Origin of the sequence: Pseudomonas sp. CJQ_9 (assembly GCF_043106615.1) — a bacterium.
Lineage (GTDB): Bacteria > Pseudomonadota > Gammaproteobacteria > Pseudomonadales > Pseudomonadaceae > Aquipseudomonas > Aquipseudomonas juntendi.
On sequence record NZ_JBICMS010000083.1, the window covers coordinates 22,876 to 47,090 of the forward strand.

The following is a 24,215-nucleotide window of genomic DNA, read 5'->3' on the forward strand; positions in this document are numbered from 1 at the left end:
GGTCTTACTGGTCTGAACAGTCAGCCCATCAGCCCTGGCCGTGCCCCGCTTTCGTGCAGCCTGCCCTGCCCTTGCGCCAGCACGGAGCGAGGCTTGCCAGACACCCGGTAAAGCCTTTACAAAGCGCAGACCGCTTACCAACTGGTCTGAACAGATGCTCGACACGCTCCCCCGCGCCGTTCCGGAAATAGCCTTGCAGGCCATTCGCAAGCTGATCGAGGCAGGCGACTATCAACCCGGCGATGCCCTACCCTCGCAACGCGACCTGGCCGAGCAGTTGGGTATCAGCCGTGCGTCGCTGCGCGAAGCGCTGTCGTCATTGAGTGCGCTGGGGGTGGTGAGCGTGCAACCGGGCAAGGGCGTTTTCGTCCAGGCGCCCTCGGCACCCCCGGCGGCCACGTTTTCCTGGCCATACGCCGAACAGGTATCGGCGGTCGATACCTTCCAGTTGCGCTATGCCTTGGAAGGGTTCGCTGCAGGCCTGGCGGCCCTGTACCTGACCGGTGCGGATATCGATGCGCTGGAGGCGAATGTCGAGGCGATGCGCCAGGAGCTGCGTGCCGGCCGTTTCGACGCCGCCGCCCGCCTCGACTACGCCTTCCATCGGCGCCTGCTGGAAGCCAGCGGCAACCTGGCGATGCTGCAGGTGATCACCGCCAGCCAGGACATTTTCCTGGAAAGCCAGAAACTGCCCTTCATTCGCCCAGAGCGGGCCATGGAAACCTGGCAAGAACACCGCAAGATCCTGCGCCAGCTGGCCCGTGGCAACCAGGCCGGTGCACAGCGTGCCATGCAAGAGCATATCCGCAATGCGGCTGCCCGTACCGGTGTGGTATTTGCGGCCTGACACCCAGCCATCTTGCAGCCGCCGAGCCCGTGGTTTTCCGCAGCTTTACCAGGCCTGGTCAGAGCTGAAACCGGCGCAGCTGCCCCTGCAGTGAATTGCCCAAACCGGCCAACTCGAGGCTGGCCTTGCTGGTCTGTTCGCTGGCGGTCTGCCTGTTCGGTGATGTCGCGCACATTCAGCACATGGCGATTGATTTCTTCGGCGACAGCACCCTGCTGTTCGGCAGCCGCCGCGATCTGCTGGGTCATGCCCTGAATGCCGCCGATGCTGTGGGTGATGTTGTCCAGCGCAATGCCTGCATCGCGGGCCAGTTGCACGCTCTCGTCGGTCAGGCCGCAGCTGGTTTCCATGCGCTGAACGGCTTGCAGCGTGCCCGCGCGCAGGGCTGCGATCAGTTGCTCGATGTCTTCGGTTGAGCGCTGGGTGCGCTGCGCCAAGGCACGCACCTCGTCCGCGACTACAGCGAAGCCACGCCCGGCCTCGCCTGCACGCGCGGCCTCGATCGCCGCGTTCAATGCCAGCAGGTTGGTTTGTTCGGCCACCGCCTTGATCACGTCGAGCATGCTGCCAATGCGCCCGCTTTCTTCAGCCAGTGTACTCACCGCTGCGCTGGTCAGCTCCACCTCGGCAGACAGGTTCTCGAAGCGCGCAATCGCGCTTTTGGCGATGTCGCCGCCACTGACAGCATCCTGCGCCGCCTGGTTGACCGAGCGCGCGGTTTCGACCGCGTTGCGGGCCACATCCTGCACCGAGGTGGTCATTTCGTGCATGGCCGCAGCCACCTGCTCGGTTTCCTGCATCTGCTCGGTAGCGCCTGCCTGCGTCTGCCGGGTAATCGCCGACAGCTCTTCGCTGGCGCTGGCGATCTGCGTCGCACCATCACCGATATGCCCAACCAGTTGTCGCAAGCTGCCGGTCATGTGCTGCAAGCCATCTTGCAACTCGCCGATTTCGTCTTTGCGCGAGCCCGTGGCGAAGACGCTCAGGTCGCCCTCGGCAATGCGCCGCACCCGGGCCAACGCTTCGCGCAGGGGTGGCACGATCTGCCGCGTGATCAACACTGCTGCCAGCCCGCCCAGCAGCAGCGCCAGCACCAGGCAACTGATCAGCGTCCACGCCGCATCACGGGTATCGTCCTGGCGCATCTGCATCTGCTGGTCGTACAGCTCCTGGCTGGTCTGCAGCAATGCATCACCCTGCTTCTGGATGTCCTTGAGCAGGGTGTCGATGCGGATCAACGCCGCGCGGTGAGTGTCCAGCGAGGCCCGGTAGGCGGTCGCAATGAAATGAATGCGAATGGGCAGCTGGGCGCGCCGTCCAGGCGATAAAGCGGACCGGGCCGGGCTCAGGCGATATTTGAGGCAGCGCGAGAGCGTGACAGGGTCACATAAATCAATCAAATGCAAATATCGAAGCAATTGTTGCGAATGCGGAATTAATAGCAGCTATTCACGGCGTTTCCCTATTGCCTGCATCCGATCGGGGCAGGCTTTCACTGCATGGCCTTTTGACGCTATTTTGCTGAGGTGCCGCTTTACGTCAGGCGCTTGAACATCAAAGGAATACCGTCATGCGCACCATTTGGTTCTTGTTACTCCCGGGCACACACATTCTGGACCTCGGCGGGCCGTTGCAGATCATGGCCAGCCTGGAAGAGCTCCGGTTGGCGCCGGTCAGCGTCCGTTGCATCGCAGCCAGACAACAGATGAGCAGCTATCAAGGTGTGACCTTGAGCGGCTTGCATCCCCTGCCCGAGCAGCTTTCGCCCGAAGATTTGCTGTTCGTGGTCGGCAACAAGCTGTCTACCAGCCCCAGCGATGCTGCGACCTTGGCCGCAACCGCTCAGTGGCTGGCGAACGTGATGGGGCAAACACCAACCGTGCAACTGTGTTCCATCTGCACCGGCGCGTTCCTGCTGGGCGAAGCCGGGCTGCTGAACGGCCGTGAATGCACCACCCATCATCGCTATGTCGGATTGCTGCAGGCACGCTACCCAAAAGCCAGGGTGCTGGAAAATCGCCTTTTCGTGGAGGACGACGGTGTGTTCACCTCGGCGGGCGTGTCCAGCGGCACCGACCTGGCCTTGCATATCGTGTCGCTGCACTTCGGCAAAGCCGTGGCCAACCAGGTGGCCCAGGAACTGGTGATCTACCGTCGCCGTGCCGGCGAAGATGTGCAACTGCGCGCGGCAGACCTGGCACGCAACCACATCCACCCGCTGGTACACGCGGCCCAGGACTATATCGATACGCACCTGGGCAGCAGTTTCAGCTTTGAACAACTGGCCAGCCAGTTCAATGTCAGCTACCGGCACCTGGCACGCCTGTTTCGCGAGAACACGGGGCAAACCCTGCAGGACTACCTGCGCGCCCAACGCATCGACCTGGCCCGTGACCTCTTACGCGGGAGCCGCCTGAATGTGGAACAAATCGCCGAACGTTGCGGTTACGGCAGCAGCCATGCCTTTCGCCTGGCCTGGCGGCGGGAAATGCCGCAACCGCCACTGCAGTTTCGCAGCGTGATCACCCAGGACAACACCTAGTATCAGCGACCACTCACGGTGGGGGTGGCGAAACTGTCTGTGAAAAACGCTACCACAGCCTTGCGCGACGCCTCCCGGGCTGCTGGGTCCGGTGCCGAACGCCCCAAGCCGCCCTGGCCACGGTGCAGGAACGGGTCCTTGTATTCCTGCGCGGCTTCCAGGCCGTTGAAACCATGCTCGGCACCGGGGTAGACCAGCACCTTTGCCCGTGCCTGGTCTTCGGCAGGCAGGCTTGCAACCAGTTTGGTACAAGCCTTAGGGTCATCATCGTACTGGTCCTTTTCACCGACCAGCACCAGCAGGCGGGCCGGCGCCAGGTGCTTCAAGTCATAGCCGGGCACACGGTTGTATCCCCAGCACACGGGATAGAATGCTGCCAAGGCTACGGGGCGTACCCCAGAGGCCTGTTGCAGCTCATCGTCGATGGACGCAGACGCCGCGAGCATGGCCTGGGCGCCACCCCATGAAAACCCAAGCACCCCTACCCGCTCGCTATCGACCCCTGGCTGATTGGCCAGGTAAGACAAGGCGCCCGCCAGGTCCGGCAAGGTATCGTGAACCCGGGGCGGCCGCCCCTGTGCGCCGCCAGCCAGCCGGCGCGCGCCCCACATGTCCAGTTCCAGCGTGGCGATGCCGCGGGCATTGAGGTCGGCCGCGTGCAACGGCCCGCGTGAGTCCATCCCCGCCGAGCCGTGCAATATCACCACAGCCGGTGCTGGCCCGGCTTGGTTGGCCGGCATAGACAGTACCGCTGGCACCCTGATCGGTTTCAGTTTGCCGGCAGAAGGCAGGGGCTGGCTGTAGAACGAAACCAGCCGTTTGCTGACGCTGGCCACAGTCTCGCCAGCGTTGGATGCAACCTCAGCCTGGGCCGCTGCAAACGGCAGCGCACACCCCAACAACAGGCTGATGGCCAATTTTTTATACATTTCACGACTCCTGAATGCCCCTACGGGCTCTTATTGCTGCTGTTTCACAAAGAACGGACGCCCGTCTCAGCCGCACATCGTCATCGCGGCCACACCCTCTACGGGCCAGCGGCCAAGCGCCATCGGGTCCAGCACCACCATTGCGATCAGCACACAGCACCCCAAGCCGAACGCCACGGCATAACCGCGCACTTGCCGGACGGTGCACGCGCCATACACCGCGACCAGGGCGAGCAATTGCATGCCCACGGCAAACACCCCGATGGAGAACCCGGAAGCGAGCAGTTCAGCCATTGGCCACCACACTGCGGGGGCGGCCCGGCGCTGCCTGTACCGTGGGTTGGTAGGCCACGGCATCGAAGGCCTGTTGCAGGTCGGCCTTGATATCGCTCACCCGCTCCAGGCCGACGCACAGCCTGATCAACCCGTCGGAAATGCCGGCGTGGCGCCGCGCTTGCGCATCCAGGCGGCCATGGGTGGTGCTGGCCGGGTGCGTGACCATGCTGCGGGTATCACCAATATTGGTGCAGCGCGCCACGCACTGCAGTTGATCGATCCATTGCCAGGCCGCTGCCTGGCCGCCGCAGATCTCGAAACTCAGCAAGCCGCCATGGCCGTCCTGTTGCCTGCACGCCAAGGCATGCTGAGGGTGTTGCGCCAGGCCGGTGTAATGCACAGCGCTGACCAGGGGTTGTTCGCCAAGCCACTGGGCCAGCTCCAGGGCGCCCTGTTGCACGCGCAGCATGCGGATTTCCAGGGTTTCCAGGCTTTTGAGCAACAACCAGGCATTGAACGGGCTGCAGGAAATACCCAACGTGCGCAACACGCCCCTCAACACCTGCATCAGGCTTTTGGAACCGGTCACTACACCGGCTAGCGCACGCCCCTGGCCGTCCATGTACTTGCCCGCCGAATGGATGACCAAGTCCGCACCCAGGCTGTGCGGGCGCTGGAGCACCGGCGTCAACAGGGTGTTGTCCACCACGACCAGCGCATCCTTGGCGTGCGCCAGAAGGCTGATGGCACGGATGTCACCAATTTTCAGCAGCGGGTTGGAGGGAGACTCCAGCACCGCCAGGCGGGTCTTGTCGTCGATCGCCTGCTGCCACTGGCCCAGGTCGGTAAGGTCGACGAACCGCGCCTCGATGCCGAACCGCGCCATGTAAACGCTGAAGGCACTGGCGGTGGTACCGAACACATCGCGGCTGCAGACAATGTTGTCACCCTGCTGCAGGAACCCATGGCACAGCGCGGTGAACGCGCCCATCCCGGAAGCGAACGCCACCGCGTCTTCCGCTTGTTCGAGCGCCGCCACGCGGCCTTCGAAGGCTTGCACCGTGGGGTTGGTGAAGCGGCTGTACACATTACCCTGCTGTTGCCCGCTGAAACGTTCTGCAGCCTCTTGCGCCGACGCAAAGGTATAAGCAGACGTCATGGCCAATGGCTCGCAGAAAACATCGGACAAATCGCTGACCCGATTGCTGTGCAGCGCCGAAGTTGCGTCAAAGCCGTCCAGGCCAATCGCAGACGATTGCATGGTGCATCTCCTAGTTTGCATTGAACAATGCGCAGTTGATCGGGGCTATTCCGCTTCAGCCACTGGCGGGGCCGAGGCTTCTGCGACTACACGTGCCGAAACCAGCCACAGGGAGGCCAGTGCAGCCATCACGGTGGCCGTCGCCAGGCCAACCAGGGTCAACTGGTAGCTTTGATGCCGGTCGAAATCCAGGGCGCCGAGCTGTGTGGCCAGCAACGCACCCAGCTGGTGTACGAGGAACAGCAGGCCAAACACCTTGCCTTTGATTTCGGCGCCATACAGGGCAAAGCAGAATGCTGACGTGAGCACCACCGTACCCAGGTAACTGGCACCGAACAGCACAGCAAACAGGTACGTACCCAGCGGCCCGGGCGTGGTCAGCAGGACGATCACCGCCGCCGTACGCAGCAGGTAGAACATCATCAGCAGCAGCCCTTTGTTGTAACGGGTAGCCAGCCACCCTGCCATCAGGCCACTGACCAGTTCCAGCACACCCAGCAAGCTCAGGCCGCTGGCCTGTACCGAGCTAGGCAGCCCCTCGCCCTGCCAGAACGACACCAGGTGCACGTCGATGAACGCCATGGTGGCCCCACAGCTGGCGAAGCTGAGGGCCAATACGAAGAACCGCGAATCACGCAACAGAAACGCGACCGAGTGCTTGACCAGCGCCGCCTGCGGGTCGGGCTTGAGCGCAACGGTGCGCGCCACCCAGTACAGCGCCAGGCTCAACGGCACCAGGAAGATCAGGCCGACCCAGGAGAACACCGGCTGCCAGCCCACGCGCTGCTGCAGCATGATCCACAGCGGCGAAAGCACGATGAAGCCGATCGACGTACCATTGGTCACGAAAGCGAAGGCGAAGGCCTTGAAACGCTCTGCGACCAGGCGATCGACCAGAATGCCCATGGGTACGTAAGTCATGGCGGCAAGGGCGAAGGCACCCAGCAGGCCATACAACAGGGTGAACAGCATCAGCTGGCTGCCGACCAAGGTCACCCCCAGCAGCACCACCCCTGCACTTACGCTGCCCAGGGCAACCGTGCTCAGCGGCCCAACCCGGTCGCTCAGCCAACCCACCACCGGCGACACCAGGCCAATGGTCAGCACGAACAAAGAACCTGCCGTGGCCAAGGCTGCACGCCCGCCACCGAAATGCGTGGCCAGGTCGACGAAGTACACTTGATACAGCCCTTTCAGGGCGCTGGACAGGAACATCACCACGAAGCCGACTACCAGCACCGAGACGATCAGGGTTGAGCTGAATTTCTGTTTCATGGCCAATCCTCTGCGCGGGGTATTACACCGCTTCGGCCTGGGGAGCCCGGCAATACACCTGGTACATGTTTTCGTACATCGCGTAGAACAGCTGGCAGGTGTGATCGACCGCTTGCAATGCCTCTTGTTGCATCTGGGCCGTGGTGCACAGCTGCGAAACCAGATCCAGGCCTTCGTTGACGTGGCCAACGTCTTCCTTCTGGTGCACGGAGAAGAACAGCAAGTCGTGCTCGGTCAGGCCGTACGCCCGGCCGAGCAGCACGTGACGTGCATCACCGGCAACGGTCTCGAGGTTTTGCCCTTCGCTGGCGATCATCACCGCGGCCGCCCCCACGTGGTAGCGCGCCGGGTCACGTACCGCCTGCAGGCGGTAGTCGATCAGCTCCCAGGTGGCCGGCAGCGGTTGCTCGGCATCGCGCTCGGCATCGCTGATGCCCAGTGCACGCAAGAAATTCTGCATGAGCACCACATGGTTATCGGTGCGCGAGAGCCGCCCGGTCTCCTCCTCGAAGCAGTTGGTGATCAGCGCGCGCTTGTGGGCAGGCAGCGGGCAATGGAAGAACAGGTGCTCCACATAAGTCAGGAAGTACTTGGTGAGTTGGTAACCTTGCAGCGCAACCTTGCGCAGCAGCGGCTTGTTGCCTTCAGGTGAAAGCAGTGCTTCGAAGATCGGGTGAGACAGCGTCAGATGGTGGTGCAGTTTCTGCTCCAGCTGATCGCGAAAGGCGGCAGTCGACAAGGCCATGGTGGCGTTCCTTGAATGATGAAAAAGGGGGGCCCTTGGCGGCGATGGCCGCAGGCGAACGATTGAGGGCGCTTCAGCTCAGGTTGAGTCGCTGGGCCAGGCTTTGTACTGACTGGGCCATGTAGTGGCCGCGGTGCTTCTCACCGTTGACCCGCGCGTAGTCGTCGAGCACGCCGTAGGTCTGAAACCCGAAGCGTTGCCATAGGCGGTGGGCACGGGTGCCTTCGCGTACGTCCAGGGTCAGCAGTTCGATACCCTTCGCCTGGCACAGCCGCACGATTTCCGCGAAGGCCCGGGCCACCAGCCCGGAGCCCCGGTAGTCTGGGTGTACCACGCCTTTGCTCAGGTCAGCGATGTGGCGGCAGTTGGGCATGCTGCTACGGGACAGAATGACCAGGCACGCCGGGCCGGCAGGTGCACGGCCGAGCAAAGCGTAGGTATGCCCGCCCTCGATACGCGCCTGCAACGCCGCGGCGAAATCGACACCTTGGTCGACCGACATCGCCTGCTCGTAGCCCAGCACCCCGCCATCCTCAACCGTGCTGTTGATGAGCTTCATGATGTCCAATGCAACAGTACGGTCAGCCCGTTGTAGCCATTGCAACTGCGCCTCGGTGGAAACTTGTGGCGCCAAGGAGAGGGAAGTGTTCATGGTGAAATCCCGTGTACGTTCAGGCAGGGATTTAACCGTTTAGGTGTAACGTGGAGTAAGCAGGCAATCGGACAGAAAACGGAAAGATAGTGACAACCCTCAACCTGCCCGGGAACCGCGGCGCAGACGCTGTGCTGCACCGCGCCGCCTGCTCGGCGGGCAGGGTCGCGCCCCCGCCCGGTGCCGTGGCATTTTTCAAACGATCCCTGCGCCCCTGCGAACCCCGCCTTACAGCCGGGCCTCAAGCGGCTGCTGCAGCAACCCACGGGGTAACTGGAAGCCCTTGAACGGTTCCTGGGTAATGGGGTTGAACGCTTTTTCAGCGCTGAGCCGGTAGCGCATCACGCCATCACCGGTGCTGAAGCTCAGGTCCACGCTGGTTGCGGTTCGCCCATTGAGCGAACCGCGGCTGAGCAAGCGGAACATCGACCAGGGGCCTCGGTACTCCAGGCGGCTGCTACTGCCGTTCTGCCTGAGCAGGGTCAGGTTACTGCGCACGTGCCGGCCAAGCGTGTTCGGCCAGATGATGCCGGTGAGCTGCCGCGGGCCATGGGTGTAGGCAATCAGCTGGCCGTCAAGGTCCAGCAGGCTGGTGCGCTGGTTAGCGCTGAGCCCCAGCGGCTCGATGCTGAACTGCACGCTTAGGTTGCCACGCTGGTCGAAGAAGGTTTCGCGAATGCGGTTGGCCAGCGCCAGCTGCTCGATCACATCGCTGCGAATCAGCGACTGCCCTTGCGGGCCGGCGCGCAGCGCCTCGAGGTTGTCGTGCAGGAACGCCCTCAGGTATTGATCACTGAAGCGCTGCAACCGCCCCTGCGGCCCGAAGAACGCCTCGAAGTCATCCAGCGACGCATCCGGCGCCCTGGCCACGAAAGGGTAACGCCCGGCAAGGCGCTGCTGGAAGAAGCTGTAGACCTCGGTGTCCCAGCGCCGCTCCAGCTCGCGCAGGGCTTCGATGTGCAGCACGCGGGCGGTTTCATCGGCCACTTTCCTGGCGTGGTGATTGAGCGGTTCAGGCAAACCGGTGGCCACCCGTTGCAAGGTGCCGATCGGGTCCGGGCCGGTCATCGCAAAACGCTGCTGCACCGCTTGCAGGGCGGCCTTACCCCGGTCTGGGCTGCCCTGCACGGCCTTGGCGTAATCGTGCACGGCCACCATGGCCGCCAGCACTTCATCGTAGTAGCTTGGCTTGTCTTGCGTTGCATGCAGCATCCCGTTCAGCCCCGCAAAAGCCCGCTGGATGGCCCAGGCCTGCTGGCGTTCGGGCTCGCTGCCTGTGGGCATGAGCGTGTCGCTGGCGCTGCCCGTGTCGAGTACCTCAGCCGATGACAGCGAAGTGTTGGCGTTCACCGTAGCCAGCAGCCGATGCCACGGCGCCGCGGGCCCGGTCAGCTGCTGCAGGACCATTACGCCGTGTTCGAGGTCGTGAAAATCCGCCACCGAAACGGCATTCAATGCACGCCGCCAGCTGTTGATGTAATCGGCGCTGTACAGGTTGCGCAGACGCTCGTTCAACACCGCCCGGTCAGCGTCCGAGTACTCGAGCTGGCTGCGCTCACCCAGCGCCCACTGGTCGATCATCGCCATGTCGGCGAAGCCTTGGCTGTGGGGCTCGAAGTACTCCTTGAAACCCTTGGCGGTGTGTATCGGCGCTAGTCGCACATCCTCGCCGCTGGCCCCAGCCGAGCGCTGGAAAACCACGTCGAACGCGGGGCCGACCTGCTGACGCAAATCCAGGCCCGTGAGCAGGTGTTCCTGAGCCTGCTGCTTGAGGCCGGCATATACCCGCTCCGGTAACGGCACCTTGCGCAACGCCGCCTGCACCATGGCGATACGCTGGCGGTACTGCGGCAACTCGGTGTCGGCATAGGCCAAGGCGTACTTCAGGTGGCGCATGAGGTCGCGCTGCAGCTGCCCTTGGCCAGGAAACTGTTGCTGCCACTGGCGGGCCATCCACGTCTCGACCCACTCAGGCCGCCGGTTCTGGCGGTCTTCCAGCATACGGTAAACCCGCAGGGCAGCCATTTGCCGCTCACTGCCTGGCGTAGCGGCATCCATGGCGTCGATCACGCCACTGGCCAAGGCCGGCAGGAATCGCCTGGAGAGCAAGCTGAGGTAGGCCTCATCGACACGCGGGCCAATGATACGCCCCTGGTAGAGGCCTAGATCGGAGATACCCGGCCAGGCGGCGCGGTAGTCGCCAAACACCGAAACCGCATCGCGGATCTGGTCCAGCGGCTCCAGCAGGTTGCGCCCGGTCGGGTCCAGCCGCTGATCCACCTGGTGGTGGCTGTACTCCCGGCTTTTGGCCAGCACGTTGGCGGCCTTGGCGCCATTGATGTCGAAAAAGCGCTGCCAGCTGGCTATGGCAACACAGAAAGCCAGTACGCCTACACCCGAGCCGACCCATAACAACTGGCGCTTGCTGCGCGCTACCTTGATGTTGTCTCCGGCAAGCCCCGCCTCCTTGTAGATGACACGCCCGAACGCGTGCTGGATGAAGTAGGAAAACGCTTTGCCTTGCGCCTTGCCCTCCAGCAACGGAAGCGCTGTGTTGTAGGGCTGGGCTGACTCGCGCACGAAGGCATTGAGCACGTCACCTTGCTGAATGACCGAAGACCAGTACACCCCCCGCACCAGGGCGGGTGTGGTGTAGCGGTCACTCGCCAGCGTTTCTTTCAGGAAACCCAGCAGTATCGGGCGCAAGCCGATCAACTGGGCATGCAACGAGAACAGCCGCGCGCGCTGCGGCGCACTGGCCAAGGTATCGAGTCGATCCACCACCTGCTCGAACAGCCGGCTGAGCAACTGCTGGTAATGATCGCCATACTCCTCCAGCCAGGCATCGAAGGTGCCGACCGTATCGAGCTTGAAGGTGAAGCCCAGCATGTTTTCCCGCAGGTCGACGGGGAGGCCCGCATAGAGCTGGTCAAAGCCGTCCAGCAGGTCGAATTTGCTCAGTACCACATACAACGGCAGGCGCGAGCCCAACTGGGTGCTGACTTCGTACAGCCGCGTGCGCAGCCTGTAGGCCAAGGCAACACGCTGCTCGGGCGTACCCTGCAATAACGCAGGCAGGTCCACGACCAGCACCATGCCATTGAGTGCCCGCTGGCTGCGATTGCGTACGAGCCACCCCAGCAGGTGCTGCCAGAGCCTGGCGGGTGTAGCCGGTGGCACTTGCGGGGCACCTGGCGCCCCGGCGAGCGAGCCTACCGGCGAGTCCTGCCTGATAAAGGCCCCGGGCGGATCGATGATCACCGCCTCGTTGCTGACCCACCAGCCTATCGGGAAGGCCAGGGCCTGCGCCTGTGTACCCCGCGCCTGCACCGTGTCGATCCGGGTCAGGGAAAAGCTTTGCTCCGTACGGTCAATGAAACTGGACTTGCCCGCATGCTGGTCGCCTATCACCAGGTACCAGGGCAATCGGTACAGGGCACGCCGCCCTCCGGCACTGCCAAGCAATCGCGCCAGCCCTTGGTCCAAGGCATTTTCCTGCGCCCGAAGCAACGGCAACACGCTGTCCAGCTCTGCGGCCGCCGCCTCGTTGCGCTCTGCCTGAAGGCGCACGTAGCGCCTGCGCAGCACCAACAGCCAGCACAGCAGCGGCACCAGCACAAGCACCAGGCTGGCTAGACTGCGGTGCGCGATGCTGGCCAGCGGATGCTGTTCGCGCCATGCCCACTGAGGGCCAAGCCACCAGATGGCGACCAGCATCAGCACGCTCCCCAGCACGAGCAGCACAGGCATGGCCAGGCCGACTCGAGTGGCCAGGGGCAAAAGCCAACGTTTCAATAGCGTCCATCGTTGATTCATGGCGGGTCCTAGTCCTTGTTCTGGTCGGCCAACGCATCAGGCGCGGCATGCTGTTGCAGGCGTTTGAACACCTCCGGTTCCCAGGCACTGGCCATGGTTTGCTGCATGGTTCGGGCAACGCTGGCGCACAGGTCCTGGGCCAGCCACGAGACGCCGCGCGCGGCCAGCAGATCGGCCGCGATCACGGTGGTGTGGCAGCGCTCACGCGGCGCGCGAATATCTGCCTGCATGGCCTGGAGCCTGAGCAAAACCGGCTCTACCCCACCGCTTTCCAGCTGGCTGACAAGTTCTTCGCGCAGGCCCACGAATTCTTGCGCCGTTTCAGCTTGCGGTTGCTGGCCTGCGCCTTTGAGCCAGGCCAGGCACTGGTCGTCCAGAAACGCCGTGCCGTCGCTGAAGCACAACTGCTGCAGGGCGGGGATACGCTGTACGAACCGGGCAGTCGCTGCGCGGATGGCTTCAGCCACCTCAGCCATTGCCAACCGGGTGGCGGCGGTGGCCGCAAGGAAGCTGCCGCGTATCCAGAAGGGGCAAGCCGACACGCTTTTTTCGATCCGCTGCAGCAACGCTGCGTCGAACGCGCTGCTGGCAATGGCCTCTTCATAATCGCTGGCGATCTCCAGCGGCACCGCCATCAGCTCGGTGCGGTGACCTTGCCCCGCTTGAGGCGCGGCCTGGATGTGAGCCCACAACCCGAACCGACGCAACTGATAACCCGTTGGATCGTAAGGGTCCTGCTGGTTGATCAGCTCAGCCATGCTCAGTACCGCCCTTCGTGATTCACGCTCGTTGCCCAGGGACACGCGGGGCATGGGTGTGGCGATGACTTCGGCCAGTGGCGCGGGCTTGATGACGGGCGCCGAAGCCCTGGCCGCAACAGGCTCGCCTGCGCCACTCGCCAGTTCCGAGTGCTTGCGTAGCCGTCGCGCCACATCTTCGAGCATGGCGTCGTCCAGCAGGGCCACGGCTTGCAGCTGTTGCAGCCGCAGCAGGGCCTGTTGCGCCCCGGCCGCATGCGCAGGGCTATAGGTGAAGCGGTCTAGGTGCGGCAGGGCCTCGTTCAAACGGTTGAGCACCAAGCCAACCAGCTTGCGCTTACCCAGGTAACCCTTGGGCCCTGGCTTGGGATAAGCCGTCTCCCAATAGCGCTCGACCATGCCGGCCAGCAAGGTCAACGTGAGCGCCCAGCGTTCCCAACACGCACTGCGAAGCCATGCGGCACCCAGGTGCGCCACGATGCGCAGATGCTTGCACTGCTGCCCCAGGTACTGGCGCGACGCTTCCTCGATGTAGACCCAATCGATAGTGGCCTCCTGCAGACCACCCAGCTTGACCATTTCCTGGTCGATGGCCTGGTAGGTTTCATCCTCCACATCGAACAGGCCGGCCGGTGCCTGCGCGTCGATGGCTGTGAGCAACCGGGCGATTTCCTGTGCATTGACCTCGGCTACCAGCGACATGCCTTGCGCACCTCGCCGATAAGCGGGTCGAGCCCCTGAGCGTCGAAGACCAACCCGCCAACGGCAGGGTTTTCGCTGTGCACCTGGATGCGCCGGGCCCCGATCAGCTGCCTGATCTGCTCGATTCCGGGCAGGCCGCGGCCGGCATCGAGCACCTGACCGTTCTCCGTTACCTGCCAGGGCGTCGCGGCGGTGGCGCCGTGCTCCCCCTGCAAGCGCACCGTTAGCCGGCTGGCATCCACGGGGTGTGCGGCGATCAGTTGCAACCGGGAGATGTTCTGCAAACAGCTGATTACCAGGTAGGGGTGCGGTGCAGCCGAAGCGATTGCGGGTGCAGAGATCGTCAGCCCCTCGTTTTCACGCGTGAGCCGGAACGTCAAGTCGTCGGCCTTTCGGCCTGTTTCATAGGCCAGCACACGACGCACCGTGGGTGAGTCCTGCTCCGGTGCCGACCACTGCGCGACCACGCGGTGCGCAGGTGTTCCGGCGGATTGATCGAAACAGGCCAGGCGCTCAACGTTGGATACGATGCGCGAGCAATTTTGATCGGCATGCACTGGCAGTGGCATGCAGTTGATTATCAGAAAAAGACCTGCGCCAGAGGTATGTTTCGCCAGGCATCGCAATTAAATTCCCTCTCGATAGTACATCTGCCCTGCATCAGCTCCGCTGATACTTAAACGCATTCACGGGCACTCCGACCCGCGAACGGCAAGAGCCTAGCTCATAAAAAATCGCGAATACAAACAAATATTTTTTTACACTTTGACCCTCGACCGAATAACAATTTCAGGCGCAAGGTTTTTACGCAAGCGGCAATGACTACCCCGCTCTTATTTATATCGTAATCAAGTCTGAAGGAAATTTCCTACAAACTAAATCAGAACTCATGAACAACTATCAGGGACTTCCCACACAAACCAAGGAGAGATTCTGCGATGGCAAAGCCCACAGGATCGGTTGCACCCAAAGAACGAATCAACATCCGATACGTGCCCGCCACAGGTGATGAACAGGCCGAAGTAGAGCTGCCGCACAAGATGCTGGTGATGGGCGATTTCGGCCTGGATGACGCCCGCGCGCTGGAAGACCGAACGGTCATGCGCATCGATAAACACACCTTCAACAATGTGTTGAATGACGCCGACGTCCGCCTGGCCATGTCGGTGCCCTCCATGCTCACCACGGCTGCCGATGCGGAGCTGGCAGTCCGCCTGCAGTTCAGGTCGCTCAATGACTTCGCACCAGACGGTATCGCTCGCCAGGTACCGGAGCTGAGCAAGCTATTGGAGCTTCGCGAAGCACTGGTGGCCCTGAAAGGCCCGCTGGGCAACGTGCCCGCGTTCCGCAAGCAACTGCAAAACCTGCTGAGCAACGAGCAGGCCCGCAAGCAACTGGCCGAAGAGTTGAACCTGGTGCTTGAAGCGCCAAAAGAAGACTGAGACAACGGAGCGTCCCATGGCAAAGTCAACCAACACTTCCCTCGCCGCTGAACGGTCGGGCGAAACATTGAGCAACGCCACGTTGCTCGACCAGATCATGGCCGAAACCAAACTGGTGCCCGCACAAGAGGGCTATCAAGTTGCTCGCCAAGGTGTATCGGCCTTTATTGCCGAAATACTCAAAAGCAATGATCCAGATCAACTCATCAACAAACACCGCGTCGACCAGATGATTGCAGAGCTGGACCGGGTGCTCAGCCAGCAGATGGATACCATCCTCCATCAACCGGCATTCCAGGAACTTGAATCTTCATGGCGCAGCCTCAAACTGCTGGTCGACCGCACAGACTTCCGCGAAAACATCAAGCTTGAAGTATTGCATGTCAGCAAAGCAGACCTGCTCGATGACTTTGAGAATGCGGCCGATATAACGTGCAGCGGTATGTACAAACACGTTTACACCGCAGGGTATGGGCAATTCGGTGGTGAGCCGGTGGCGGCCATGTTGGGTAACTACCCTTTCGGCCCCGCTGCTGCAGACATCAAACTGTTGAGTTACATGGCGTCTGTCGGTGCCATGGCGCACGCCCCCTTCCTTGCCGCCCCCTCACCGGATTTCTTCAATTTGAGCAGCTTTGAAGAGCTGCCCAACCTGAAAGAGATCAAAGACATCTTCGCAGGCCCACGGCATGCCAAGTGGCGCGCCTTCCGCGAAAGCGAAGACGCTCGGCACGTTGCACTGACCGGGCCGCGTTTCATGCTCCGCTCGGCCTACCACCCGCAGGAACAGCCGATCAAAACCTTCAACTACGAAGAAAACATCGACGGCCGACACGACAACTACCTGTGGGGCAACTCCGCTTTCCTGCTGGCCAGCTGCATCAACGACAGCTTTGCCCGCTACCGGTGGTGCCCGAACATCATTGGCCCGCAGTCCGGTGGCGCCGTCGAGGACCTGCCCGTGCATCTGTATGAGGCGCTGGGGCAGTTGCAGGCGAAAATACCAACCGAGGTGCTGATATCCGACCGCAAGGAATTCGAGCTGGCCGAAGAAGGCTTCATCGCCTTGACCATGCGCAAGGACAGCGACAACGCCGCGTTCTTCTCGGCCAATTCAGTCCAGAAACCGAAGCAGTTCCCCAAGACGCCGGAAGGCCTGCAGGCACAAACCAACTACAAGCTCGGCACGCAACTGCCCTACTTGTTCATCGTCAATCGCCTGGCCCATTACATCAAGGTGCTGCAACGCGAGCAGATCGGCAGCTGGAAGGAACGCCGCGATCTTGAGGCCGAGCTGAACAAATGGATCAGGCAGTACGTCGCCGACCAGGAGAACCCTTCGGCCGATGTGCGCAGCCGTCGCCCATTGCGGGCCGCAAAGGTCGTGGTTTCAGACGTTGCCGGGGATCCGGGCTGGTACCAGGTCTCGCTCGCCGTGCGCCCGCACTTCAAATACATGGGCGCAAACTTCGAAATCTCGCTGGTCGGCCGGCTTGATAGCGAATGAGTGGGTTTTTCAATCGCTTGGTGACGGACCCGTCTGCAACCCGCACGCCTTCCCGGCAAGAAAATGCTGCCGAAAAGATTGCCGCCATCAAGCGCCACCTGGAAACGCTACTCAATGCACGTCAGGGCTGCTCACAAAGCAGCCCTGAACTGGGCCTGCATGACTTCAACGGGCATGCCACAAGCAGTGGCGACCTGTTGAAACAAGTGAGTGCCGACATACGCCGCACCATTCAGCGCTTCGAGCCGCGCGTGCACGTGCGCGCGCTCAAGGCCATGCCCGCGTGTCACGCCCCGCTGGAGCTGCATTTCAGGCTGGACTGCCAGGTGCAGGTCAACAACCACCACGAGCAGCTGCAACTGGAGCTGCTGGTCAACGGCCATAGCCGCCATACCCGAGTGAGGTGACCGATGTCACTCAAGGATCGATTCAGCGAAGAGTTGCGTTACCTGCATGAACTGGGCAACGACTTCGCTACCGACAACCCACAACTTGCCCGGCTGCTGGGCAAAGGTGGCAGCGACCCGGACGTTGAACGGCTGATGGAGGCTTTTGCCTTCCTCACCGCCAAGTTGCGCCTCAAGCTGGAGGATGACCTGCCAGAGCTGACGCACCCCATGCTGCAGTTGCTGTGGCCCAATTACCTGCGGCCCCTGCCGAGCGCCACGATCATTCAGTTCACGCCACTCAAGCAAGCGCTCAGCCAATCACACCGCATTCCCAAGGGCTCACCGTTGTTCTCCAGGCCTGTGGATGGCGTGCCTTGTGAATTTCGCACGTGCACGGCCGTGGACATCCACCCGTTCGAGATCGAATCGGTCAGCGCTACCCAGACGCTCGACAGTTCGGTAGCACGCATCGAACTGCGCACCTTGGTCGAGCGCCCCTTGAACACGCTCGGCTGCGACAGCCTGGATTTTCACTTGAGCGGTGATGACAAAACAGCCCGCACGCTCTACCTGTGGCTCGCTCAATACCTCAAGCATGTGGCGGTAACGATCAATGGCCAGGTGCGCCGGTTGCCGGCCAGCAGCATCATTTTTCCGGGCTTCAGCGCGAATGAAGGGCTGCTGCCGTACCCGCAGAACGTCTTCGACGGCTATCGGATCCTGCAGGAATACTTCGTGTTCGCGAAGCGCTTCCACTTCTTCCGCATTGGCGCACTGCAGAAAGTCTGGCCCGATCAAGCGACTCGGCAGGTGAGCATCGAACTTCACTTCACCCGCCAGCTACCTGCCTCGTTGCGTATCGGCATGGCGGATTTGCGCCTGTTCTGCACGCCGGCGGTCAACCTGTTCAGCCACAGCGCCGAACCTATCGACCTCTCCAACCGGCAGGCCCCTGCCGAGCTGACCCCCAGAGGGAAAGAGCGGCATGCGTATGAGATTTTCAGTGTCGACAAGGTGGTCAGCACCCGCACCACGACAGACGGCAGCAACGGCGAACACCTACGCACGTTCCGCCCGTTCGAATCGTTCGCCCATGAAATCGAGCATGCTCAAGGGCGCACGGCGTTGTACTACCGCTACACCCTCGAGGAGTCCTTGCGCGGTGAGGGCGTCACGCACCGCATCGCCTTCGTGCGTGCCGATGCCAACGCCTACACCGGTGAGCTGGAAACGGCGTCCATCGATCTGACCTGCACCAACCGCGATCTGCCCCTGGCGTTGGGCGTCGACGACATCGATGTGGTTTGCGAAGCCACGCCAGCGCTGACCACCTACACCAACATCTGCAAACCCACCCGCCCCTACCGGCCAGTGCTGGATGGCCAGTTGCAGTGGGCGCTGGTTTCCAACATGTCGCTCAACTACCTCTCGCTGCTGTCTGCCGAGCCGCTGAAGGCGGTGATCCGTGCCTATGACTTCGTGGCCTTGCACGACCTGCAGCAGACGCGCACCACTCACAAGCGCCTGGAAGGTATTCGCGATGTTCAGACCGAGCCTTTGGATTGGCTGATCAAGGGCCAGCCCATTCGCGGGCTGCGCACACGGCTGAAGCTGGACCAGGCCGCCTTCCTGTGTGAAGGCGACCTGTACCTGTTCGGCTGCGTGCTCGCGCACTTCTTCGCCCTGTACGCCAGCATCAATTCCTTCCATCAACTGGAAGTGATCAACATCACCAACAACGAGCACTACACATGGCCCATCCAGACCGGCAAACAACCGCTGATCTAGCCAACAGGCTGCTCGCCGAGGCACACCAGTACAACTTCTACCAGTTGCTGGAGCGTCTGCACGGCTTGCACGGGGATGACCTGGAACCGCGCTGGCCGGACCAGGCCACCCGGCTGCGCGTGCGGCTGGCCTGTGACCCACGGCTGACCTTTCCGGTTTCCGACGTGTATAAAGCCGAACGCATGCCCGGGGCAGAAGACCGCTACCGCGTGTGCGCCACCTTCATGGGCCTGCATGGCACTGACTCACCCTTGCCTGCCTACTACCTGGAGCAGGTGGCCTACGAGCATGCGCAGGGTATCGGTGTGCGGCCGGCCTTTTTCGACTTCTTCAACCACTACCTGCTCAGCCTGCTGCACCGCGTGTGGCGCAAGTACCGCTACTACATTCGCTTCCAGCCAGGTGCCAGCGATGGCTTCTCCCAGTACATCTTCGCCCTGCTGGGGTTGAATGACAAACAACTGCGCGGCGACACGCCTTTGCCCTGGAGCCGCCTGCTCAGCTTCGCCGGTGTCATCGCCAGCCGCAGCCGCGCACCGGGCACCGTCGCGGGCATCATCGCCCACTGCTTCGACCTGAAACAGGTGCATATAAGGGAGTTCGAGACCCGCTCGGTGCCTACGACAGCCCGGCAACTGGTAAGCCTTGGCTGCAGCAACGGCGAGCTGGGCACTTCGTTTCTGGTCGGCAGCCGCACGCGAACGCGCAGCAGCAAGTTCACCATCGTGATCAGCGAGCTGGACCAAACCCAGCTGCGTGGCTTGCTGCCCAGCGGCATCAACTTCAATCGCTTGCGCGCCTTGATCGACTTCCTGCTGCGCGATGGGTTGGCCTACGACCTGGAATTGCGGCTGCAGCAGAACGCGCTGTCGCCCTTCTGCCTGCACCCGAGCCAAGGCGCCCACCTGGGCTGGACCAGCTTCACCGATGACTGCCATGGCCAGATCAGCCCCGTGGTGCGCTTTCGGGGGCGCTCATGAGCACATTGACCTTGAACATTACCAACCTCGACCAGTTGCAGCACAACGTCACGGCCCGGCACACATTCGATCGCGTAGGCGGCACCATCGGCAGCGTGGGGGCCGCGTGGCTGGTCAATGACGGTGAACACAGCGTGGCACCGATCCACTGCGAGATCCGCTGGCTGGAAGGCAGCTTCTGCGTCATCGACCGCTGCGGGCGCACCTACCTGAACGACAACTTGGGCAGCCTGGGCACGCGATCAGCCAGGCGGCTGCTTGAGGGCGACCGGCTTCGGGTCGGCGCTTATCGGCTGTTGGTCCAACTCTCCCCAGCGGATGCCCGTTCGCTGGAGACGTTATTCAACCCCGACTCACGGGTGCTCGACCAATTCATCCAGGATGCCCCAGCAGAGCGTTGGCTTGCCCAGCCCACGGCGGCCCCGGTCGCAGAGATTTGCTCGATATTCGCCCCAGGTATAGGCAACGATCCCTTGGCAGCACTGGACGCGGTGACGCAAGCCACGGCGCAGAACCCGCTGGACCGCCTGGTTGCAGGAGAACGCCCATGACGCGTCATTCACTGGTGGCCGGGCTTCTGGCAACACTGATCGGGCTCACGGGGTGCACCGCCCTGAGCAAAATGGGCCAGGTGGCGCTGAACCCTTCGATACCCGTAGGGCCGACCAAGGATCACCCTACCGAAATTGCTTTCAGCATCAACGCCAGCCCCACACTCAACAGCAACCCCAGCAGTGTGGAGGTGCTGGTCGAGCAAGAAAGCAGCCTGGCCCCCAGCCCCTACGCAGTCACCTTGAGCGCGGGCGACCCCTACGCCTTGGCCGAGAAGGTCGGCACCCTTTTCGAGTTTCTGCAGGAGCAGTACCCGGCGGCCTCGCCTGTCGAGTTACCAGAGGAAGAGGCCGATCTCCCGCTTCGCTCGCCCTTCGAGCACAGCACACCTGGCCGCTACGAAGACGCGAACATGGTGCTGACCTTACCGCGCAACACCACGCCGGCCACCGAAGCGGTGGCTACGCCCATGGCTATCAAGATCCTGCAACTGCGTGACGACTCATTGCTGCGCAACAGCCTTTATGAGCTGTTGGACAAAGACCCCGCCAGGGCGCTGCGCAGTACCTACATTCGCGATGACGATTACCTGCTGCACCCTGGGCAGTTCAAGTTCATTCCCTTTACCGCCATCGAGCCCGAGACCCGCTTCGTTGCCGTGATCGCCGATTACCGCAACCAGGACGATGCCACCTGGCGCCAGGTACTGCGCATTCCACCGCGTGGCCACCAGATCATCCTGTCGGTGTTGCTCAACGACACGCAAGTTTTGCTCAAGGAAGAAGACTGATGGCGCCTGCAACCCTGCCCTTCTCGCTCACTCACGCTGACACGGAGCGCTCATGAGTTCACGTAACCCCGTCCTGTGGCCTGAAGGCCTGTTCGTCAAACCGCAGCATTTCCAGCAAGCTACCCGCGCCGCTGAAGCAGCCCAGCACCAACGTTTTGCCAGCCTGAACGCGGCCTTTTATGGCTTCAGCGAGCTGCAACTGAACGAGGAATACCTGAGCCTGGGCAAGGTCGCGATCACCCGCGCCCGCGGCATCATGCCGGACGGTACGGTGTTCGACATCCCGGCAGACCTGCCGCCGCCGCCGCCGCTGGAAATCGACGACGACGGCGCAAAGGACAGCGAGGTTTACCTGTGCCTGCCGCTGCGCACCGAGGGCGGTCGAGAGGTGAGTTGGCCCGACAACGCCGCCAATTTCCGCTACAGCGCCCAGCCCCAGGAAATCAAGGACACCCACAGCGCCGATGGCGATTTGGCCCAGGTCGATCTGGCAGTGCCCAACCTGCAACTCAAGCGCAAGGCTGACGACAGCAGCGCCTACACCCGCCTGGCACTGGCACGTATTCTGGAGCGGCGACCCGATGGCAGCCTGCAACTCGACGAAGGGTTCTACCCAACCAGCGTCTCGGTACGGGCTGTGCCCGCACTGCAGCGTTACCTCGAAGAAATCACCAACACCCTGCGCGAGCGCTCACGCAACCTGGCCAGCCGAATCGGTGCTGCTGGCCAATCCGGCATCGCCGATATCCGCGACTTCAACCTGTTGCAAGCCATGAACCGCTGGTGGCCGTGCTTCCAGCACCTGGCCAGGCAGGGGCAGACACACCCTGAGCAGCTGTACCTGCACATGAGCCAGGCCTGCGGCGAGTTCGTGACCTTCACCGACGAAAGCCGGCTGCCTGCTGAGTACCCCGCCTACCAGCACAGCGCATTGCGTGCGTCGTTCAAACCCCTGCAGGACACGTTGCGCCGCGCCCTGGGTACGGTCCTGCAACCGCGGGCGGTCTCTCTACCCCTTAACGCGCTGGACTACGGGGTAATGACGACGACGCTCGAAGACCGCCGCCTGATCGATGACGCGGACTTCATCCTTGCCGTGCGTGCAGACATGCCGCCGCCGACCTTGCGCCAACTGTTCATGCAGAAGGCCAAGGTCACGTCCCTGGAAACCTTGAATGACCTGGTGCACAAGCAACTGCCCGGTATTGCGCTACAGCCGCTGCCGGTCGCGCCGCGCGAGCTGCCCTTCCATGCAGGCTTCAGCTATTTCGGGCTCGACCGCCGCGACCCGGCCTGGGCCTGCATGAACACGGCCAGCGGTTTCGGGATTCATATCGCCGGGGAATTCCCGGGGCTCGAATTGCAGTTCTGGGCGATCAGGAGCGAGTGAAATGCACGCGAACAACGCGAACGACCAACCAGGTGATGGCCGCGCACCTATGAAAGCTGAGCAGCTGCGCTGGATGCTTGAAAAAACTGCAGCCACCAAGGGTGCAGGATGCTCGACACCCACGGCAGAACCCGATCCGGCGGGTGAAGGCTACCCAGCCGATCCGGATTTCCAACTGCGAGGCGGCTACAGCAACGTGATGCTGGACGCCGCCGCCCCTTTGCTCGGCTTGGTCATGCGCATCCGCACGCTCGATACACTGCCCAACCTCGAACAGGTGCACCGGCAGGTGCGCAACCAGATCGAAAATATCCAGCAAGAGCTGCGTCAGCATGGCTACGAGACCACGCCACTTTTGGCGTATTCCTATGGCCTGTGCCTGTTCATCGATGAAGCCGTGATGGAAAGGCCGTGGGGCCAGGCAAGCCTCTGGAGCCAGGAGCCCCTGCTCAGCATCTACCACAGCGAAACCTTTGGCGGCGAAAAGATCTTCACCGTGATCTCGCGCCTGATGCAAGAACCCCAGCGGTACCAGGACGTGCTGGAGTTCATGTACTTCATTCTGTGCCTGGGGCTTAAAGGCAAGTATGCCCTCGCCCCCAAGGGCGACGAAACGTTGAATACCCTCATTCACCAACTCCACGCAATCATCCGGGAGCTACGTGGGCCTACCCCGACAACGGTCTGCGACCCTTACACCAACGTTGCCCCGCGCAACTTCCGCATGAACCGGCAATGGCCTTGGTGGGGCCCTCTGGTGCTTTCAGCCCTTGCGATGGCCACGGCCTACGGCATCTACAGCTACCGCCTGCACCTGATCACCCATGAGGTGCTGCAGTCACTCAACGGCATCTTGCAGCAGTAAACAAGCGGCACACGCGAATTCAATGAATTGATGGGGCATTTGCCCCGTTGAAAAAGCCCATCGATTCCGATGGCCACGCAGCCGCTTGTGCGCGTGCTTTTCCACATGGACGCAGGAGAAAACTGCCATGCCAACACCCGCTTACATCGTAATTGAAGGCACCACTCAAGGCCTTATCACTGCCAAAGCGTTCACACCAGACTCAGTCGGAAACGTCTACGTGGAGGGCCACGAGAACGAAATTCTAGCTCAAGAAATAAATCACAGAGTAACCGTGCCGACAGACCCTCAAAGTGGGCAGCCTGCCGGGCAGCGCGTTCACAAACCGTTCAAATTCACATGCGCACTGAACAAGGCGGTCCCGTTGCTGTATCAAGCACTGGTAACGGGCGAGGTTTTACCAATAACCACCATTCGTTGGTATCGCACATCGAGTGAGGGAAAGCAGGAGCACTTTTTCACTACCGAGTTGGTTGACGGCGTCATCGTAGACATTAACTCCGTGCTGCCGCATGCACAGAATCCGGATAACGCTAATTACACGCAGCTCATCGAGGTATCGATCAGTTACCGCAAGATCAGTTGGGAGCACAAAGTAGCCGGGACGTCGGCTATTGACGACTGGCGCAAACCCATTGAATCCGCCGCTTGACCTGAATAGGCGAAAGCCGGGCAGTAATACTGCCCGGTTTTTAGAACTTCGAACTGC

The 24,215-nt window shown here is 62.0% G+C and carries 21 protein-coding genes and 2 pseudogenes; 12 read left to right on the forward strand and 11 right to left on the reverse strand.

Features of this window, described 5'->3' with window-relative positions; all coding sequences use genetic code 11:
- The first annotated feature begins 154 nt into the window (after positions 1 to 154).
- Complete coding sequence (locus tag ACF8SD_RS16205) at positions 155 to 847, forward strand: FadR/GntR family transcriptional regulator (RefSeq protein ID WP_173890275.1); 693 nt, start codon at positions 155 to 157, stop codon at positions 845 to 847.
- 221 nt (positions 848 to 1,068) lie between these two features.
- On the opposite strand, the pseudogene ACF8SD_RS16210 reads toward ACF8SD_RS16205, so the two are convergent.
- Positions 1,069 to 1,767: pseudogene (locus tag ACF8SD_RS16210) on the reverse strand (methyl-accepting chemotaxis protein); the annotation flags it as partial.
- A 39-nt stretch (positions 1,768 to 1,806) separates the two neighbouring features.
- Positions 1,807 to 2,265: pseudogene (locus tag ACF8SD_RS16215) on the reverse strand (methyl-accepting chemotaxis protein); the annotation flags it as partial.
- 152 nt (positions 2,266 to 2,417) lie between these two features.
- Here ACF8SD_RS16215 and ACF8SD_RS16220 point away from each other — a divergent pair.
- A complete protein-coding gene (locus tag ACF8SD_RS16220; RefSeq protein ID WP_173890277.1) occupies positions 2,418 to 3,389 on the forward strand; it encodes a GlxA family transcriptional regulator in 972 nt (323 codons plus the stop codon).
- 2 nt (positions 3,390 to 3,391) lie between these two features.
- Here the strand turns inward: ACF8SD_RS16220 and ACF8SD_RS16225 are convergent, their stop codons facing one another.
- The 9 genes from ACF8SD_RS16225 to vasI all read right to left on the reverse strand — a co-directional run bounded on the left by ACF8SD_RS16225 (position 3,392) and on the right by vasI (position 14,372).
- Positions 3,392 to 4,318, reverse strand: coding sequence for a dienelactone hydrolase family protein (locus ACF8SD_RS16225; protein ID WP_173890279.1), 927 nt, complete (start codon positions 4,316 to 4,318; stop codon positions 3,392 to 3,394).
- Between the two features lie 66 nt (positions 4,319 to 4,384).
- Positions 4,385 to 4,612, reverse strand: a complete 228-nt coding sequence (locus tag ACF8SD_RS16230) for a hypothetical protein (protein WP_392483839.1) — start codon at positions 4,610 to 4,612, stop codon at positions 4,385 to 4,387.
- A complete protein-coding gene (locus ACF8SD_RS16235) occupies positions 4,605 to 5,855 on the reverse strand; it encodes an aminotransferase class V-fold PLP-dependent enzyme (RefSeq protein WP_173890282.1) in 1,251 nt (416 codons plus the stop codon). The genes ACF8SD_RS16230 and ACF8SD_RS16235 overlap by 8 nt, the downstream gene beginning before the upstream one ends.
- A gap of 45 nt (positions 5,856 to 5,900) precedes the next feature.
- Positions 5,901 to 7,130, reverse strand: coding sequence for an MFS transporter (locus ACF8SD_RS16240; protein WP_173890284.1), 1,230 nt, complete (start codon positions 7,128 to 7,130; stop codon positions 5,901 to 5,903).
- A 22-nt stretch (positions 7,131 to 7,152) separates the two neighbouring features.
- A complete protein-coding gene (locus tag ACF8SD_RS16245) occupies positions 7,153 to 7,875 on the reverse strand; it encodes a TenA family transcriptional regulator (protein ID WP_009686353.1) in 723 nt (240 codons plus the stop codon).
- A 73-nt stretch (positions 7,876 to 7,948) separates the two neighbouring features.
- Positions 7,949 to 8,527: an N-acetyltransferase gene (locus ACF8SD_RS16250; RefSeq protein WP_173890285.1), complete on the reverse strand. Its 579-nt coding sequence runs from the start codon at positions 8,525 to 8,527 to the stop codon at positions 7,949 to 7,951.
- Positions 8,528 to 8,755: 228 nt separating this feature from the next.
- Positions 8,756 to 12,343, reverse strand: coding sequence for a type VI secretion system membrane subunit TssM (gene tssM / locus ACF8SD_RS16255; protein WP_392483838.1), 3,588 nt, complete (start codon positions 12,341 to 12,343; stop codon positions 8,756 to 8,758).
- Between the two features lie 8 nt (positions 12,344 to 12,351).
- Positions 12,352 to 13,803 carry a type VI secretion system protein TssA gene (gene tssA / locus ACF8SD_RS16260; protein WP_392483837.1) on the reverse strand — a complete coding sequence of 484 codons (1,452 nt, stop codon included), beginning with the start codon at positions 13,801 to 13,803 and terminating at the stop codon, positions 12,352 to 12,354.
- Positions 13,791 to 14,372: a type VI secretion system-associated protein VasI gene (gene vasI, locus ACF8SD_RS16265; protein ID WP_173890291.1), complete on the reverse strand. Its 582-nt coding sequence runs from the start codon at positions 14,370 to 14,372 to the stop codon at positions 13,791 to 13,793. Before vasI ends, tssA begins: the two co-directional genes overlap by 13 nt.
- Positions 14,373 to 14,741: 369 nt before the next feature.
- Between vasI and tssB the strand changes: the two genes are divergently transcribed.
- The 10 genes from tssB to ACF8SD_RS16315 all read left to right on the forward strand — a co-directional run bounded on the left by tssB (position 14,742) and on the right by ACF8SD_RS16315 (position 24,158).
- Positions 14,742 to 15,245, forward strand: a complete 504-nt coding sequence (gene tssB / locus ACF8SD_RS16270) for a type VI secretion system contractile sheath small subunit (protein ID WP_392483836.1) — start codon at positions 14,742 to 14,744, stop codon at positions 15,243 to 15,245.
- 16 nt (positions 15,246 to 15,261) lie between these two features.
- Complete coding sequence (tssC, locus tag ACF8SD_RS16275) at positions 15,262 to 16,752, forward strand: type VI secretion system contractile sheath large subunit (protein WP_392483849.1); 1,491 nt, start codon at positions 15,262 to 15,264, stop codon at positions 16,750 to 16,752.
- Positions 16,749 to 17,159, forward strand: a complete 411-nt coding sequence (gene tssE / locus ACF8SD_RS16280; RefSeq protein ID WP_392483835.1) for a type VI secretion system baseplate subunit TssE — start codon at positions 16,749 to 16,751, stop codon at positions 17,157 to 17,159. The genes tssC and tssE overlap by 4 nt, the downstream gene beginning before the upstream one ends.
- Before the next feature lie 3 nt (positions 17,160 to 17,162).
- Positions 17,163 to 18,929, forward strand: coding sequence for a type VI secretion system baseplate subunit TssF (gene tssF / locus ACF8SD_RS16285; RefSeq protein ID WP_392483833.1), 1,767 nt, complete (start codon positions 17,163 to 17,165; stop codon positions 18,927 to 18,929).
- The gene (gene tssG, locus ACF8SD_RS16290) at positions 18,893 to 19,909 is read left to right on the forward strand and encodes a type VI secretion system baseplate subunit TssG (protein ID WP_392483832.1); all 1,017 of its coding nucleotides are present in this window, start codon (positions 18,893 to 18,895) and stop codon (positions 19,907 to 19,909) included. Before tssF ends, tssG begins: the two co-directional genes overlap by 37 nt.
- The gene (locus ACF8SD_RS16295; protein WP_392483831.1) at positions 19,906 to 20,460 is read left to right on the forward strand and encodes an FHA domain-containing protein; all 555 of its coding nucleotides are present in this window, start codon (positions 19,906 to 19,908) and stop codon (positions 20,458 to 20,460) included. Before tssG ends, ACF8SD_RS16295 begins: the two co-directional genes overlap by 4 nt.
- Entirely contained in the window at positions 20,457 to 21,251 is a 795-nt protein-coding gene (tssJ, locus tag ACF8SD_RS16300; protein ID WP_392483830.1) for a type VI secretion system lipoprotein TssJ, read from the forward strand. Before ACF8SD_RS16295 ends, tssJ begins: the two co-directional genes overlap by 4 nt.
- 52 nt (positions 21,252 to 21,303) lie before the next feature.
- Positions 21,304 to 22,641, forward strand: a complete 1,338-nt coding sequence (tssK, locus tag ACF8SD_RS16305; RefSeq protein WP_392483829.1) for a type VI secretion system baseplate subunit TssK — start codon at positions 21,304 to 21,306, stop codon at positions 22,639 to 22,641.
- Between the two features lies 1 nt (position 22,642).
- Positions 22,643 to 23,506, forward strand: coding sequence for a type IVB secretion system protein IcmH/DotU (gene icmH, locus ACF8SD_RS16310; protein ID WP_173890306.1), 864 nt, complete (start codon positions 22,643 to 22,645; stop codon positions 23,504 to 23,506).
- 127 nt (positions 23,507 to 23,633) lie between these two features.
- Positions 23,634 to 24,158 (forward strand): Hcp family type VI secretion system effector, encoded by a 525-nt coding sequence (locus tag ACF8SD_RS16315; RefSeq protein ID WP_173890308.1) that lies wholly within the window; start codon positions 23,634 to 23,636, stop codon positions 24,156 to 24,158.
- The last annotated feature ends 57 nt before the right edge of the window (positions 24,159 to 24,215 follow it).